The following is a 14,322-nucleotide window of genomic DNA, read 5'->3' as shown; positions in this document are numbered from 1 at the left end:
GGCGGGGGTGCGGGGGTGCGGGGGTGCGGGGGTGCGGGGGTGCGGGGGTGCGGGGGTGCGGGGGTGCGGGGGTGCGGGGGTGCGGGTGGATTCAGGTTGGGGGTGCTTCCGGGGCGCGGGATGCTCGGTGGAGGCCGTACAGGGTCAGGGTGGCTGCGGCGAGTAGCGGGGCGCCGTCGCGGACCAGGCCGTCCACGCCGAGCAGCCACCAGCACAGCGGCAGGTCCACGGCGAGGACGGCAACCGTGACGATGACCAGCAGGCGACCCGCCCACTGCTTGCCGCGCATCAGGAACGCCGTGCAGAACAGCACCGCGTAGCTGACCGTGATGCCAGCGCAGAACCAGAAGAGCACGGCGGGTACGGCGGACAGCCGGCCGTCCAGGATGGACCCGCCGGCGACCAGTGCCGGCACCAGCATCAGCGGGCTGTAGGTGAACGCTGCCGCCCGACTGGTCAACAGCCAGCCGCTGGCCTCGGGGCGGCGCGGTGGGGTTTCCCGCCAGGAGATCCCGGCTCTGTCGATGACCAGCCGTTGCCGGTACCGGACGAGATGCCCGGCCAGCGCCGACGAGCGGTAGAGCAGCCAGACCACCGACACACAGAGCCCGGTGAGTACGGCGAAGCCGAGCAGCCCGGGCAGCGGCGGCACCCCCTGCCGGGGCACTATCAGCCGGCCGACGGCGAAGACTGTGGTGACGGCGAGGATCAGGCCGAACGGGCGGGCCAGCGTCCGGCCCCTGCGCACATGCCCGATCAGCAGCAGGAAGCCGAACGAGCGCAGCATCGCCCAGCCGGTGCGTACGGCCAGACCGAAGCCCTGCTCCGGGGCGTACCACCAATTGATCAGCTCGACCACGACGGTGGCCGCCGCCGTGGTCGCCAGCAGGATGGTGAGCGCCCGGACGGCGGACGGCCGCCGGACCTCGGTCTCGGCGGCCGTCCTCATGGAATCCGATGATGCCCGTGGCGGGCGGTTTTCACACCTACCGTTGGGGCTGCGCGGCGTCCAACCGGGCCCGCAGGGCGTCCAGTTCGGCCCAGAGCACGCCGGGCAGCTTGTCACCGAACTTCTCGAACCACTCGGTGATCAGCGGCAGCTCGTTGCGCCACTCGTCCGGGTCGACCTTGAGCGCGATCCGGACGTCCTCCGGGGTCATGTCCAGGCCCTCGACGTCGAGCGCGTCGGGTGCCGGCACCATGCCCACGGGGGTCTCGACCGCGTCGGCCGTGCCCTCGATCCGCTCGACGACCCACTTGAGCACCCGGGAGTTCTCCCCGAAGCCGGGCCAGAGGAACGAGCCGTCCGGGTCCTTGCGGAACCAGTTGACGTAGTAGATCTTCGGCAGCTTGGACTCGTCGCCGTCGGCGCCCTTGCCCATCTCGATCCAGTGGCGGAAGTAGTCACCGGCGTTGTAGCCGATGAACGGCAGCATCGCCATCGGGTCGCGGCGGACCACGCCGACCGCGCCGGACGCGGCGGCGGTGGTCTCCGAGGACAGCGTGGCACCCATGTAGACGCCGTGCACCCAGTCGCGGGCCTCGGTCACCAGCGGGATGGTGTCCTTACGACGACCACCGAAGAGGATGGCGTCGATCGGCACGCCGTTGGGGTCGAAGTACTCGTCGGCGAGGATCGGGCACTGGGTGATCGGCGTGCAGAACCGGCTGTTGGCGTGCGAGGAGAGGCTGTCGCTCTCCGGCGTCCAGTCGTTGCCCTTCCAGTCGATCAGGTGCGCCGGCGGCTCGCCCATGCCCTCCCACCAGACGTCCCCGTCGTCGGTGAGGCCCACGTTGGTGAAGACCGAGTTGCCGCGGTCCAACGTGCGCATGGCGTTGGCGTTCGTCTTCCAGTCGGTGCCGGGCGCGACGCCGAACAGGCCGTACTCCGGGTTGACCGCGTAGAGCCGGCCGTCCGCGCCGAACCGCATCCAGGCGATGTCGTCGCCGATGGTCTCGACCTTCCAGCCCGGGATGGTCGGCTCCACCATGGCCAGGTTGGTCTTACCGCAGGCCGACGGGAAGGCGCCGGCGATGTGGTAGACCTTGCCCTCCGGAGAGGTGATCTTGAGGATGAGCATGTGCTCGGCGAGCCAGCCCTCGTCGCGCCCCATCACGCTGGCGATCCGCAGCGAGTAGCACTTCTTGCCCAGCAGCGAGTTGCCGCCGTAGCCGGAGCCGTACGACCAGATCTCCCGCGTCTCCGGGAAGTGCGAGATGTACTTCGTCTCGTTGCACGGCCACGCCACGTCCTGCTCGCCCGGGGCAAGCGGGGCGCCGATCGAGTGCAACGCGTGCACGAAGTCCGCGTCGTCCCCCATGGCCTCGAGGACCTTGGCGCCCATTCGGGTCATGATGCGCATCGACGCGACCACGTACGGGCTGTCGGTGATCTCGACACCGAACATGGGCTTCTCGGCCTCGACCGGGCCCATGACGAACGGGATGACGTACATGGTCCGACCGCGCATCGAGCCGCGGTACAGATCGGTCATCGTCCGCTTCATTTCGGCCGGCGCCATCCAGTTGTTGGTGGGGCCGGCGTCCGCCTCGTCGACGGAACAGATGTAGGTGCGTTCTTCGACCCGGGCGACGTCCGTCGGGTCGGTACGCGCGTAGAACGAGTTCGGCTTCTTTTCGGGGTTCAGTCGGACGAGCGTGCCGGCATCGACCAGCTCATCTGTGAGGCGACGCCATTCCTCGTCGGATCCGTCGACCCAGACCACCCGGTCAGGGGTGGTCAGTTCCGCCACCTCACGAACCCAGGCGAGCAGTTTCGGATGGGATGTCGGGGCCTGATCGATACCCCGCACAACAGCCGGAGCAACCATGACACATCTCCTTGTGGTCGACGCTGACCGATCTATGGGGTGCACGAGTCTCAGCGGCGCCGATGCGTCGCCTTCGTGGAAACCTGGGATTGGCCTCAGCGTAAACCGGGCAGCCTTCCGAGTCAGTGGGACTGGTTGTGAAGAACTGCACAAGGTACGGCTTAGCTGCGGTATCACGAGCTGATACCCGCTTTCCTGCGCAGTTTCACGCAAATCTTGTCGTGCGCCCCGGCCGACGTGCGTTGCGGTCGGGCCGTGAACCCGCCTCGCCGACCGGTTCGCGGATTCCCGTTCCGAGCCGCCTCAGTCCTGCGAATTGGTTACGCTGCGTTCAACGTCACACACCCGGCGACAGGGCCACCCGCGCGGGGGCGTCGGCTCGCGTTGCTCCCCCTCTGACTGGTCGGCAGCCGGTAGGCTCGGGCCTGTGGCCGCCACGATGACCGGGGAGCAACCGGGTCCCCGGCAGACCAGACCTGGTCTGGTCCGCGCACTGCGCGACCGTTTCGGTCACCTCGTCCGCGAGCTGAGCAAGTTCGCCACGGTCGGCGGGATCGCTTTCCTCATCGACTTCGCCCTGTTCAACTACCTGACGACAGTGCGCGGGGTCGAGCAGGTGACGGCGAAGACGATCTCCACGGTGATCGCCGCCACGTTCGCCTTCCTCGGCAACCGGTTCTGGACCTGGCGGCATCGCCAGCGCAACAACCCGGCGCGCGAGTACGCGCTTTTCTTCTTCTTCAACGCCGTCGGCCTCGGAATCGCGGTCGCCTGCCTGGCGGTCAGCCGCTACGGGCTCGGCAGCATCTGGCCGGCCGTGTTCCAGACGCAGCTGGCCGACAACATCGCGAGCTTCGTGGTCGGTACGGGCCTCGGCACGTTGTTCCGGTTCTGGTCCTACCGGCGGTTCGTCTTCGTCGAAGCGGGAAGTCAGCCCGTTCCGCAGGGGGAGCACGACCGCGACTACGGGGCGTGACCTGCCGCCCACCCCGTCCGGCCGGTGACCGCCGGCTTCATCGACTGCCTTAAGGTGTTTCGCATGCGTCTTGTCCGTCTGCTGCCTGAGCGCTGGCAGAAGTTCATCAACGAGGCGCTCAAATTCGGCATCGTCGGTGGCATCAACACTGTCATCAATTACGCGGTGTTCAACGCTCTTGCACTTACCGTCTTTGCCGACGGTCAGTTGAAGGCGACTGTCATCGCGACGATCGTGGCGACGATCACGTCGTATCTGATGAATCGCCATTGGACGTACCGAGATCGCCCGAAATCTGCACTTCGGCGCGAGTACGTCCTATTCTTCCTGTTCAACGCGACGGGTCTGCTCATCGAGTTGGGCGTCCTGGCAGCCGCCAAGTACGGCCTCGGCATGAACAGCCTGTTGGCACTGAACGTGGCAAAGACCGTCGGCGTCCTGCTGGCCACGCTGTTCCGCTTCTGGTCGTACCGGACCTTCGTCTTCCAGCCCATCGCACCTGTCGAACCCGACGTCAAGCCCGAATCCACCTGGCACAGCATCCCGCGCGACGAATGGGACACGATGGCTGAGATGGACCCGGTCGCCGAGCTGGCCGAATCCGTCTCCGAACTGGAAGAGGCACAGTCCAGTGACCGCCCAGAGGCCACTCCCGGCCCGGCCGGCGGCGCTCCAGCCCAGGGACGACACACACCGCTGACCCCCGGCATCCCCGCGGACCTGTCCGCGGAACTCGCCGCGGAGCTGCACGCCGGCACCCGTCGCGCGCCCCGCCGGTGACGACTCCTGACACCCGCTCCGGCACCGGGGCGCCCGCCGAGCTGTTCTTCGAGGACCTCGTTCCGGGGCTCACCGTCGACCTCGGCACGGTGACCGTGGACGGTGACGAGATGCTGGCGTTCGCCCGCCGCTTCGACCCGCAGTGGTACCACGTCGACAGCGCCCTGGCTGCAGCGAGCCGGCACGGCGGCGTGATCGCCAGCGGCTTCTACACGGTGAGCCTGTTCATGCGGGCGTACGTCGATCGCCTGCTGTCCCGCGCGGCGGCCGACGCCTCCCCCGGTCTGGAGGAATTGCGGTGGCTCGCCCCGGTACGCGCCGGAGACCGCCTCGCCGTCCGCGTGGACGTGATGGGCGCTCGACCGTCGACGGCCCGTCCGGGGCTCGGCACCGTCAGCCTCACGGGAACGATGCTCAGGCTCGGCCCGGACAACCGGCCGGAGCAGGAGGTCATGCGGACCCGCTTCCGTGGCTGGTTCGCGCTGCGCCCGACGGAGCCGACGCCCGAAGGCAGCCCGACGGAAGCCGGTCGAAGCGGAGGCAGCCCGACGGACGCCAGTCAGCCCGGAGGCAGCCCGGCGGGGACCGACCAGCGCGAGGGCGGCGCGGTGGCGATCAGCTGGCCTGAACCTGGCCCGTCCGAGCGCGGCACGGCGGAGACCAGCCAGTCCGCAGGCGGCTCGGCCCAGGCCGGACGGTCCGAAGGCGTACCGGCCCCGCGGCCGGACAGCGACCGCCCTGGGACGAAAACGCCCCACTGACCGGCCAAGGCGTAAAGCGCCCCCAGGACCGGTCCGCCCCGGCACGTCGGCCGGGGCGGTCGCGGACTGCCGGGATCAGCTGGTGGTATCGCGCAGTGGCTTGCCCTCCCGCATGTCGGCGAGGATGTCGCGCATCTCGCCGTCACCAAGCGAGTGCTTGTCGTGTTGCGCCTCGATCAACTCGTACAGGGTGGTCTGCACCCGGCTGACCCCGGGCACGTCGACGAGCACCGACTGGCCGCGCTCACCGGCGGACTCGATGGTGAGCGTGCCGCAACCGACAAGGCGCTCGATGAAGCGCTGGCTCATCGAGTGGTCGTTGACCCGGGTGAGCGGGAGGTCCCGCCGGTCGCGGGAAAAGACACCGTGTTGCAGCAGCACCCGTTCGTTTGTGAACAGGTAGTGCGTGGTGCGCCAGACCAGGAACGGCCACAGCCCGAACCACAGCACCGCGACCAGCGCGATCGCACCGATCACGGCCAGCGTGATCGAACCACCACCGCTCTGGGGCAGCATGAGCACACCGACCACCACCGCAGCGATGGCCAGCACCAGCACCGCGATCGGCCGGATCAACGCCTTCCAGTGCGGGTGCAGGTGCAGCACGACGTGCTCGTCTTCGGTGAGCACGTCTTCGGGAAACGCCACGGAAACCTCCATCGCCGTTTTTCTGCCGCGCAGACGGTAAACCCCCCAGGGCCTCCGACAACATCCGCCACGCGGCCCACCCGAAGTCTGCGCGATCTTGCACTTTCGGTCGCCGTTTCGCGGCCTTCGCCCGTTCCGCCCGACAGCAACTGCAAGATCGCGGCGAAGGGGAGCTAGCGCACGTGAAGGACGTCTCCTGCGGCTATTGCTCGGAGGCCGGCGGGGGTGGTCAGCAGGAGCTGGCCTCCTGGGTCCACTCCTGTTGCGGTGCCGGTCAGCTCGTCGCCGTTGGGGAGCAGCACGCGCACCTCGCGGCCGACTGTGGCGCAGGACGCCAGGTAGGCGTCGCGCAACCCGCTGGCCACGGCGTCTCCGCCAGCGGAACGCCAACGGGCGTACCAGTCGGCGAGCGCCCGCAGCAGTGCCCTCAGCAACGGGTCCCGGTCGGTGGCCGCCGCGCCGGACAGTTGCAGCGAGGTCGCGGGCAGCCCGGTCGGGTTCACCGGCAACTCGTCGGCGCGCAACGTCACGTTGAGGCCCATGCCGAGCACGATTGCCGGCGGCTGGGCGGGCGCACCTCCCGGCACCGCCTCGGCAAGCACCCCTGCGCACTTCGAGTCGCCGATCAGCAGGTCGTTCGGCCACTTCAGAGCGGCCTCCAGCTCGGCCAGTCGGGCCACCGCCTCGACAAGCGCGACGCCGGCCAGCAGCGGCAGCCACCCGTACCCCGTGGTCGGCACCGCAGGCCAACCGCGGTCCGGCACGGCATCCCCGGGCCGCAGCAGCACGCTCGTGGCGATCCCCGCTCGCGCCGGCGACTGCCACACCCGGCCGCGGCGACCGCGCCCGGCGGTCTGCCGCTCGGCGACCACGACCAGACCCTCCGGCTCGCCGGCCGCCGCCGCCTCGGCCACGTCGGCGTTCGTGGAGCCCGTCTCGGTGCGCAGTTCCAGCCTGGCCCACGGGCCGTGCGGCGCGACAAGCGCGCGCCGCAGCCGGGCCGCCGACAGCGGCGGGCGGTCCAGATCGGTGTACGGGGAGCCGGGCATCCCGCCAGCCTACGGCGCTGGCAGCGCCGACAGTGAGGCGTACTGCACAGCCGCATTGCCCTTAACCATCGTTATATTCCCAGGGTGACTACCGAGACCGGGACCAACATCCACAGCACGGCGGGCAAGCTGGCGGACCTGGAGCGCCGGGTCGACGAGGCGGTGCACGCCGGGTCGGCTCGCGCGGTCGAGAAGCAGCACGCGCGGGGCAAGAAGACCGCCCGCGAGCGGATCGAGATGCTGCTCGACGAGGGCTCCTTCGTCGAGCTTGACGAGCTGGCCCGCCACCGCTCCACCGCCTTCGGGCTGGACAAGAGCCGGCCGTACGGCGACGGTGTGGTCACCGGCTACGGCACCGTCGACGGCCGGCAGGTGTGCGTCTTCGCCCAGGACTTCACTGTCTTCGGTGGCTCGCTCGGTGAAGTCTTCGGCGAGAAGATCGTCAAGGTGATGGACCTCGCCATGAAGATCGGCTGCCCGGTGGTCGGCATCAACGACTCCGGCGGGGCGCGCATCCAGGAGGGCGTGGTCTCGCTCGGCCTGTACGGCGAGATCTTCTTCCGCAACGTCCGGGCCTCCGGCGTCATCCCGCAGATCTCGCTGGTGATGGGGCCCTGCGCCGGCGGCGCCGTCTACTCCCCCGCTGTCACCGACTTCACTGTGATGGTCGATCAGACCTCGCACATGTTCATCACCGGCCCGGACGTGATCAAGACGGTGACCGGCGAGGACGTCGGCATGGAGGAGTTGGGCGGGGCGCGCACGCACAACTCGCGCAGCGGCAACGCGCACTACCTCGCCTCCGACGAGGACGACGCGATCGACTACGTCAAGGCGCTGCTGTCGTACCTGCCGTCGAACAACCTCGACGAGCCGGTGGTTGTCGAGGCCCCCGCCTCGCTGGAGATCAGCGACGAGGACCGGGAACTGGACACGCTGATCCCGGACTCGGCAAACCAGCCCTACGACATCCAGAAGGTCATCGAGCACGTCCTCGACGACGGGGAGTTCCTGGAGGTCCAGCCGCTCTACGCGCAGAACATCGTTGTCGGCTACGGCCGCGTCGAGGGGCGCCCGGTCGGCGTGGTTGCCAACCAGCCGATGCACTTCGCCGGCACCTTGGACATCGCCGCCTCGGAGAAGGCCGCCCGGTTCGTCCGCACCTGCGACGCGTTCAACATCCCGGTGCTTACCTTCGTGGACGTTCCCGGCTTCCTGCCGGGCACCGGCCAGGAGTGGGACGGCATCATCCGCCGCGGCGCGAAACTCATCTACGCGTACGCCGAGGCGACAGTTCCCAAGGTCACCGTGATCACCCGCAAGGCGTACGGCGGCGCGTACGACGTGATGGGTTCCAAGCACCTGGGCGCGGACCTGAACTTCGCCTGGCCGACCGCGCAGATCGCGGTGATGGGAGCGCAGGGCGCGGTGAACATCCTCTACCGGTCGGACCTGGCCGGTGCCGAGGACCCGGCGGCGGTCCGGGCCGAGAAGATCGCGGAGTACGAGGACACCCTTGCCAACCCGTACGTGGCCGCCGAGCGTGGCTACATCGACGCGGTGATCCCGCCGCACGAGACGCGTACGCAGATCGTCCGGGCGCTGCGCGTCCTGCGTACCAAGCGCGAGACCCTTCCGCCGAAGAAGCACGGAAACATCCCCCTCTGACCCGTCGAGCCGCCCCTGGCCGTGGTCAGGGGCGGCCCCGGTCAGCAGGAGGGGACTGCGGCGCCGCACATCCGCTTGGCGGCGGCCCGGCCGAGTGCCTTGAGATCCGTGTCGCTCAGGCTCAGGTTGATGCCGGGCACCAGCACCGTGACCAGGTCGCCCACCCGGAGCACGAGGGTGGTGTCGACCCGTCCGCCGGGCCGCAGCTTCCTTCCGGCGGGCGGGCCGAGCGGGGCGGATGGCACGTGCCGCATCAGGATCGACTCGTCGCCGGCGAAGTTACTCGCCGCCGTCTCCCAGGAGTGGGCGATCTCGGCCGGCATCGTCTCGCCGTCGACCATTATGGACCCGGCGTAGTGCCACTTGCGGCAGGCGTCGAGCAGTGCCCTCAGCTGGACGAAGAGCTGGCCGCTTTCGGCCGGGTCGAGCCGGTAGACGTCCTGGCTCAGCTCCGCTCGCACCGGCCCGCCGCCGTCGGTGCTCGGTGACAGCAGGGTCTGCGACCGCGAGTAGCGGGAGTACGCGCGCACCTCCGGCACGCCGCGGTCGTCGCCGCACCGTTGCAGCATCGGGTCCAGCCGGACGACCTCGCCGAGGCCTGCGTCGCCGAGCTGCACACCGGTGACGACGGGAACCTCGCTCGGCGTCAGCAGCGACTCCTGTGGGATGTCCCCCGCGCTGGCAATGGTTCCGGAGGGTATCGGCACCGCCGTCTCGGCCGGTGTCGTCGTCCGGACCGTCAGTGCGTACGCCGGGCCGGTCACCGCCGCGAGCACCGCGACCGCCGCCAGCGCGGCCGTACGCCGGCTGCGCCGCCGGGCCCGGGCACGGATCTCCTGCGGCTCCGCCCACCGCACGTCGTTCAGGTCCCGGTGGACCCGTTCGACGAATGTCATGTCGTCACGCATCGGTTGCCTCCTCCAGGTCAGAGACGGCGAGCAGGCCGGCGAGCGCGGCGCGCCCCCGGGAGAGTCGGGCCTTGACGGTGCCCACCGGGGCCTCGGTTTCCCGGGCCACGTCGGCGACGGGCATGCCGACCAGGTAGTACAGCGCGATGGCGGTGCGTTGCTCCTCGGGCAGCCGGCGCAGGGCGGCGACCACCTCGACGGTGTCGGTGCCCGGCCCGGGGACGGCTTCGACGGCCCCGTGCCGCAGGTACGCGCGGGCGCGGCTGCGCAGGCTGCGCCACCGGCTGACCGCGACCCGGCTGGCCACCACACGTACCCACGCTTCGGGGTCGTCATACCTGCCGACGGTCGACCAGCGCTGCCAGGCACGGATGTACGCCTCCTGCACGGCGTCCTGCGCCTCGACCCGGTCCCCGGTCAGCGCGTAGACGAAACCGAGCAGCCGTTGCCGGCTTCCGCGGTAGAACTCGTCGAACCCGTCGACGTCCGGCACCCCGCTACCTCCCCGTGTCGGTCGCAGGGAACACGCGTCGGGGAGGTCGATCGGTTGCCCTGGCCAGCCGACCATCTGCCCCGGCCACTCTTTCCCGGGAAACGGGTCAGATGGTCAGACCTGCGTCGGTGAGGATCGGGCCGGCGAGCAGCAGGGCCCCGGCTACCAGGGCGGCGAGGTTGACGAGTGCGAAGACGCCGACCCAGAAGAGGGCCGGAAACGGGGTCAGTCCGGCGAGCTGGTCGGCGTCCGAGGCGGGCATCCGGCCGCGCGACCGCAGCCGCTGCAGCTCCACCACCGGCCGAACGCCGCCGAGCAGCAGGAACCACACCCCGGCGTACGCGAACGCGGCCTGCACCTGCGGAGTGGCGTACCAGGAGACGGCGAACACCACTGCGCCGGTGACCAGCAGCGACACCACGCCGAAAGCGTTGCGGATCATGACAAGCATGGCGAGCAGCAGCACCACCGCGACCCAGAGCAGCAGTGTGATCCGGTTGCCGCCGAGCAGCCAGGCGCCAGCCAGCCCGACAAGCGGCGGGGCGACGTAACCGGCGAGCAGGGTGAGGATCATTCCTGGTCCGGTGGGACGGCCGGCGGACAGCGTCAGCCCGGAGGTGTCCGAGTGCAGCCGGATGCCGTGCAGCTTCCGGCCGGTGAGCAGGGCGACGAGCGCGTGCCCGCCCTCGTGCGCGATGGTGATGGCGTTACGGGCGATCCGCCACGGCAGCCGCGTCGACACCACCACCAGCGCGACGGCGGCGGTGATCAGCACCAGCAGTGGGGGCGGGTCCGGCTGCGCGCCGAACAGCGTGTCCCACTTCTCGCCCAGTCCGTCGATCGACATCATGGGGCGCGAGCCTACCGGCGGCGTTCCGGTGTCGATTCCCGGCCACCGGCTCGTACGGTGCAGGGCTGCCGTCAACGGGGCGCACTGCGCCGTCGATGAAAGTTTCTTCTACGGGTCTTGCGATCTAGGGCACTTAGCTCCAAAGATGGGCATCAATAGCTGCGTCCATTGGAGGCACTCATGGCCCGTACCAGATCACCGCTGCGCCGCGTGCTCGCGGCCAGCCTCACCGTCCTCGCCACCGCGGCGACGGCTCTGGTCGCGACCGCCGGACCGGCGGCCGCGGCAACCACGCCCGGCATCGACGTGTCCCGCTACCAGGGCTCCATCAACTGGACAAGCGTCCGCAACGCCGGCATCCAGTTCGCGTTCATCAAGGCGACCGAGGGTACGAGCTACAAGGACCCGAACTTCAACGCGAACTACGTCAACGCGTACAACGCGGGGGTGATCCGCGGGGCGTACCACTTCGCCCGCCCGAACATCTCCGCCGGCTCGACCCAGGCCAACTACCTGGCCTCCAACGGCGGCGCGTGGTCGGCGGACAGCCGCACCCTGCCGGCCGCGCTGGACATCGAGGGCAACCCGTACAGCGGCGGCTACTGCTACGGCCTCAGCACCACAGCGATGCGCAACTGGGTGCAGGACTTCCTGAACACCTACCGCGCCCGCACCGGCCGGTACGCGGTCATCTACACCACCACGAGCTGGTGGAACCAGTGCACAGGCAGTTGGTCCGGCCCGTGGGGCAACCACCCGCTGTGGCTGGCCCGCTGGGCGAGCGCGCCGGGAACACTGCCGGCCGGCGCTCCAGTGTGGAGCTTCTGGCAGTACACCAGCACCGGCGCCGTCTCCGGGATCAGCGGCAACGTGGACCGCAACTACTGGAACGGTGACCGGAGCCGACTGATCGCGCTGGCCAACAACACGGCCTGACCGGGTCAGTCCGCCTGATCCGCCTGAACTCGCCTGGGGAGGCGGTTGGCGGCAGCGGGATCGGCTGTCACCACACGGTTGACAGTCGGTCCCGCTGCCGCCATTTTCGCCAGTATCAGGTCAGGCTCGCCGCCGGCTCATCGCCGGCACCACAGGTGCGTCCTCACGGGCCAGGGCGGCCCGGCGGCTGAGCCGCCACGCAGCCACCCCACATGCGGCCACTGTCACGACGCCGAGCAGCGCGACGAGGACCGGCATTCCCACGCTGACCAGCAGCAGAACCGCGTCGCCGAGCGCGACGAGCATCCACAGTGCCAGCCGGGGCCGGGCGTCCCTCCGTCGGTGACCCATGTCGCGCCTCCTTCCGTCGTCGAAGGTCAGATACCCCGAACGACGCAAGAACATGCGAGAGAGGTTCGCGCAGGTGCGGAACGCGGGTCAGTTGACCCGGTCGGGCTCGAAGCCCTTGACGATCTGGTCGAAGTTGGCGAGGTTGGCCTGCCAGTCCTTCTCCGCGATCTCCCACCGGATGGCGTAGCCCCGGTTGCTGGCGGTTACGAAGCCCCGGTTGCGCACGTGGATACGGGTGTTGTCCCGGGTCTCCAACCACTCCCAGTCGGCGCAGGTCCGATACCAGTCGCAGGCCTTGATGCTGCCCACCAACTGGTAGTTGCTGACCAGATTCCGACGGTACGGTTCCTGGCCCCTCCAGTCGACGACCGCGTCCTTCTTCGGGCTGGGGGTCCACTGGACCAGCATCTTGCCAGGCCCGCCGGACTGGTTGAAGACGACCGTGTCCGAGCTGGTCTGACGGCCGCTCCAGCCGGGCGGAAGCGGGATGGAGAAGGTCGGCCCCCTGTGCAGCTTCCAGCCCGCCGGCAGGGCGTTCGGGTCGGCCGAGGGCGTGGCCGACGCCGTCGGACTGGGCGCGCCGGTGGTCGGCGGGGGTACGGCGGGAGCGGACGTCGGCGCCGGAGCGGTCGTCGCGGCATCGCCGGTCTGGCCGGCCTGCGGGGTGTCCGGGTCGTCGCCCCCGCCCAGTCTCGGCACGATCACCGCGAGACCGATCAGCAGGAGGGCCACCACGGCCCCGATCAGCACGTTGCGTCGGGTGTTGTTCGGCTTCGCACCTGTCGACGGCGGCACCGTGGCCCGCCCCGCCGGGCTGGCCGAGGGCATGACCGACGTCGGCGTGGACGGCGGCTTACGCTGCTCCGGCGCCACCGCCGCGCCGTCGACGGCCGTCGGCTCGTCGTCGCCCTTCGTCGTACCGTCACCGGTGTTGTCGCTCGCGGCCGCGACCTTCGCGGTCGGGTCCGCGTCGGACGTAGCCGTGCCGTCGATCTTCGCAGTCGGCTCGGCCGGCACCAGCGCGGTCGGCTCGGCATCCGCACCGGACGACACGGTCGCAGTCGGCGCGGCCTCGGCGGGGGCCGCGGCGACGGACGTGGCGGCGGCGACCGGCGGCGGAACCGACCTGTCCGCGGTGGCCTCGGCGGGCCGGGGCACCGGCACGTGCGGCGGGCGCGGCTCGCGCGGACCGTTCGGCCCCGGCCGGCGTACGCCATCAAGCAGTGAGATCCCGCGCGACCGCCTGCCGCCGGCGCGGCGCAGCATCCGCTCCGCGACCTCGGCGGTGATCCGCTCGTTCGGGTCCTTGCGCAGCAGCCCGTTGAGCACCGGCTTGAGCGGGCCGGCGTTCTTCGGCGGCGGCATCGGCTCGGTGGCCAGCGCGGCCAGCGTGGCGATTGCCGACGGCCGCGCGTACGGCGACTTGCCCTCCACCGCCGCATACAGCGTCGCGCCCAACGACCACAGGTCGGCCTCCGGCCCGGCGGTGCCCTCCCGGGCGCGTTCCGGAGAGATGTACGCAGGTGAACCGAGCACCATTCCGGTGCGGGTGACGTTGGGGTCGCCCGGGATGGTGGCGAGACCGAAATCGGTCAACACGACCCGCCCGTCGTCACCGAGCAGCACGTTGCCGGGCTTGACGTCGCGGTGCATGACGCCCGCCTTGTGGGCCGCGTTGAGCGCACCCAGGACGCCGAGCCCGATCTCGACCGCGCGGGCCGGCGTGACAGGGCCGTCCTCGGCGAGAGTGTCCTGCAACGACTTCGACGCCACATACTCCATGACGATCCACGGATCGCCATCCGTGCGCAGCACGTCGAAAATGCGCACCACGTTGGCGTGGTTGAGCCGGGCGATCGCCCGCGCCTCGCGCAACGAACGCTCCCGCATCTCGCGGCGTTCCTCGTCGGTGAGGCCCGGCGGCGGCACCAACTCCTTGATCGCGACGTCCCGGTGCAACACCTCGTCGCGCGCCTTCCACACCCGGCCCATGCCGCCCTGGCCGAGCGGCGATAGAAGCCGGTATCGGTCAGCGACGAGTTGGGGAAGCGCGTTCGACATCGGTGTGACG

Annotated in this window: 14 protein-coding genes; 5 read left to right on the top strand and 9 right to left on the bottom strand. The window is 70.0% G+C overall.

Going from position 1 to position 14,322, the window contains the following annotated elements:
* Window positions 1-91: 91 nt before the first annotated feature.
* A complete protein-coding gene (locus ACPXB1_RS01925; protein ID WP_355592482.1) occupies window positions 92-949 on the bottom strand; it encodes a hypothetical protein in 858 nt (285 codons plus the stop codon).
* 37 nt (window positions 950-986) lie between these two features.
* Entirely contained in the window at window positions 987-2,831 is a 1,845-nt protein-coding gene (locus tag ACPXB1_RS01920; protein ID WP_355592484.1) for a phosphoenolpyruvate carboxykinase (GTP), read from the bottom strand.
* Between the two features lie 439 nt (window positions 2,832-3,270).
* Here ACPXB1_RS01920 and ACPXB1_RS01915 point away from each other — a divergent pair, with 439 nt between their 5' ends.
* The 3 genes from ACPXB1_RS01915 to ACPXB1_RS01905 all read left to right on the top strand — a co-directional run bounded on the left by ACPXB1_RS01915 (window position 3,271) and on the right by ACPXB1_RS01905 (window position 5,348).
* Window positions 3,271-3,807 (top strand): GtrA family protein, encoded by a 537-nt coding sequence (locus tag ACPXB1_RS01915; RefSeq protein WP_355592837.1) that lies wholly within the window; start codon window positions 3,271-3,273, stop codon window positions 3,805-3,807.
* A 63-nt stretch (window positions 3,808-3,870) separates the two neighbouring features.
* On the top strand, window positions 3,871-4,587 hold the full coding sequence (locus ACPXB1_RS01910) for a GtrA family protein (protein WP_355630169.1): 717 nt from the start codon (window positions 3,871-3,873) through the stop codon (window positions 4,585-4,587).
* On the top strand, window positions 4,584-5,348 hold the full coding sequence (locus tag ACPXB1_RS01905; protein WP_425734711.1) for a MaoC/PaaZ C-terminal domain-containing protein: 765 nt from the start codon (window positions 4,584-4,586) through the stop codon (window positions 5,346-5,348). The genes ACPXB1_RS01910 and ACPXB1_RS01905 overlap by 4 nt, the downstream gene beginning before the upstream one ends.
* A 75-nt stretch (window positions 5,349-5,423) precedes the next feature.
* Here the strand turns inward: ACPXB1_RS01905 and ACPXB1_RS01900 are convergent, their stop codons facing one another.
* Together ACPXB1_RS01900 and ACPXB1_RS01895 are read right to left on the bottom strand one after the other, a co-directional pair.
* On the bottom strand, window positions 5,424-5,996 hold the full coding sequence (locus ACPXB1_RS01900; protein ID WP_355592488.1) for a PH domain-containing protein: 573 nt from the start codon (window positions 5,994-5,996) through the stop codon (window positions 5,424-5,426).
* 173 nt (window positions 5,997-6,169) lie between these two features.
* On the bottom strand, window positions 6,170-7,045 hold the full coding sequence (locus ACPXB1_RS01895) for a biotin--[acetyl-CoA-carboxylase] ligase (protein ID WP_355630139.1): 876 nt from the start codon (window positions 7,043-7,045) through the stop codon (window positions 6,170-6,172).
* Between the two features lie 84 nt (window positions 7,046-7,129).
* On the opposite strand from ACPXB1_RS01895, the gene ACPXB1_RS01890 reads away from it, so the two are divergent.
* On the top strand, window positions 7,130-8,713 hold the full coding sequence (locus ACPXB1_RS01890) for an acyl-CoA carboxylase subunit beta (RefSeq protein ID WP_355592492.1): 1,584 nt from the start codon (window positions 7,130-7,132) through the stop codon (window positions 8,711-8,713).
* A gap of 41 nt (window positions 8,714-8,754) precedes the next feature.
* Here ACPXB1_RS01890 and ACPXB1_RS01885 read toward each other — a convergent pair whose 3' ends face one another.
* The 3 genes from ACPXB1_RS01885 to ACPXB1_RS01875 all read right to left on the bottom strand — a co-directional run bounded on the left by ACPXB1_RS01885 (window position 8,755) and on the right by ACPXB1_RS01875 (window position 10,964).
* Window positions 8,755-9,621 carry a hypothetical protein gene (locus ACPXB1_RS01885; RefSeq protein WP_355592494.1) on the bottom strand — a complete coding sequence of 289 codons (867 nt, stop codon included), beginning with the start codon at window positions 9,619-9,621 and terminating at the stop codon, window positions 8,755-8,757.
* Window positions 9,614-10,114: a sigma factor-like helix-turn-helix DNA-binding protein gene (locus ACPXB1_RS01880; protein WP_053659387.1), complete on the bottom strand. Its 501-nt coding sequence runs from the start codon at window positions 10,112-10,114 to the stop codon at window positions 9,614-9,616. The genes ACPXB1_RS01885 and ACPXB1_RS01880 overlap by 8 nt, the downstream gene beginning before the upstream one ends.
* Window positions 10,115-10,220: 106 nt before the next feature.
* Entirely contained in the window at window positions 10,221-10,964 is a 744-nt protein-coding gene (locus tag ACPXB1_RS01875; protein ID WP_355592496.1) for a M50 family metallopeptidase, read from the bottom strand.
* Between the two features lie 180 nt (window positions 10,965-11,144).
* Here ACPXB1_RS01875 and ACPXB1_RS01870 point away from each other — a divergent pair, with 180 nt between their 5' ends.
* Complete coding sequence (locus ACPXB1_RS01870; protein WP_355592498.1) at window positions 11,145-11,900, top strand: GH25 family lysozyme; 756 nt, start codon at window positions 11,145-11,147, stop codon at window positions 11,898-11,900.
* Window positions 11,901-12,020: 120 nt separating this feature from the next.
* Here ACPXB1_RS01870 and ACPXB1_RS01865 read toward each other — a convergent pair whose 3' ends face one another.
* Window positions 12,021-12,251, bottom strand: coding sequence for a hypothetical protein (locus tag ACPXB1_RS01865; protein WP_355592500.1), 231 nt, complete (start codon window positions 12,249-12,251; stop codon window positions 12,021-12,023).
* 87 nt (window positions 12,252-12,338) lie between these two features.
* Window positions 12,339-14,312: a serine/threonine-protein kinase gene (locus ACPXB1_RS01860; RefSeq protein WP_355592502.1), complete on the bottom strand. Its 1,974-nt coding sequence runs from the start codon at window positions 14,310-14,312 to the stop codon at window positions 12,339-12,341.
* Window positions 14,313-14,322 lie beyond the last annotated feature (10 nt).

Source organism: Micromonospora sp. DT68, assembly GCF_049847245.1.
Lineage (GTDB): Bacteria > Actinomycetota > Actinomycetes > Mycobacteriales > Micromonosporaceae > Micromonospora > Micromonospora profundi.
This window is presented reverse-complemented; position numbering and strand designations above follow the sequence as displayed.

What these genes read in the sequence shown, in the direction of transcription:
- ACPXB1_RS01860 (WP_355592502.1), bottom strand. Translation starts at nt 14,312, where the DNA reads ATGTCGAACGCGCTTCCCCAACTCGTCGCTGACCGATACCGGCTTCTA.
- ACPXB1_RS01885 (WP_355592494.1), bottom strand. Translation starts at nt 9,621, where the DNA reads ATGCGTGACGACATGACATTCGTCGAACGGGTCCACCGGGACCTGAAC.
- ACPXB1_RS01920 (WP_355592484.1), bottom strand. Translation starts at nt 2,831, where the DNA reads ATGGTTGCTCCGGCTGTTGTGCGGGGTATCGATCAGGCCCCGACATCC.
- ACPXB1_RS01925 (WP_355592482.1), bottom strand. Translation starts at nt 949, where the DNA reads ATGAGGACGGCCGCCGAGACCGAGGTCCGGCGGCCGTCCGCCGTCCGG.
- ACPXB1_RS01865 (WP_355592500.1), bottom strand. Translation starts at nt 12,251, where the DNA reads ATGGGTCACCGACGGAGGGACGCCCGGCCCCGGCTGGCACTGTGGATG.
- ACPXB1_RS01875 (WP_355592496.1), bottom strand. Translation starts at nt 10,964, where the DNA reads ATGATGTCGATCGACGGACTGGGCGAGAAGTGGGACACGCTGTTCGGC.
- ACPXB1_RS01910 (WP_355630169.1), top strand. Translation starts at nt 3,871, where the DNA reads ATGCGTCTTGTCCGTCTGCTGCCTGAGCGCTGGCAGAAGTTCATCAAC.
- ACPXB1_RS01870 (WP_355592498.1), top strand. Translation starts at nt 11,145, where the DNA reads ATGGCCCGTACCAGATCACCGCTGCGCCGCGTGCTCGCGGCCAGCCTC.
- ACPXB1_RS01915 (WP_355592837.1), top strand. Translation starts at nt 3,271, where the DNA reads ATGACCGGGGAGCAACCGGGTCCCCGGCAGACCAGACCTGGTCTGGTC.
- ACPXB1_RS01895 (WP_355630139.1), bottom strand. Translation starts at nt 7,045, where the DNA reads ATGCCCGGCTCCCCGTACACCGATCTGGACCGCCCGCCGCTGTCGGCG.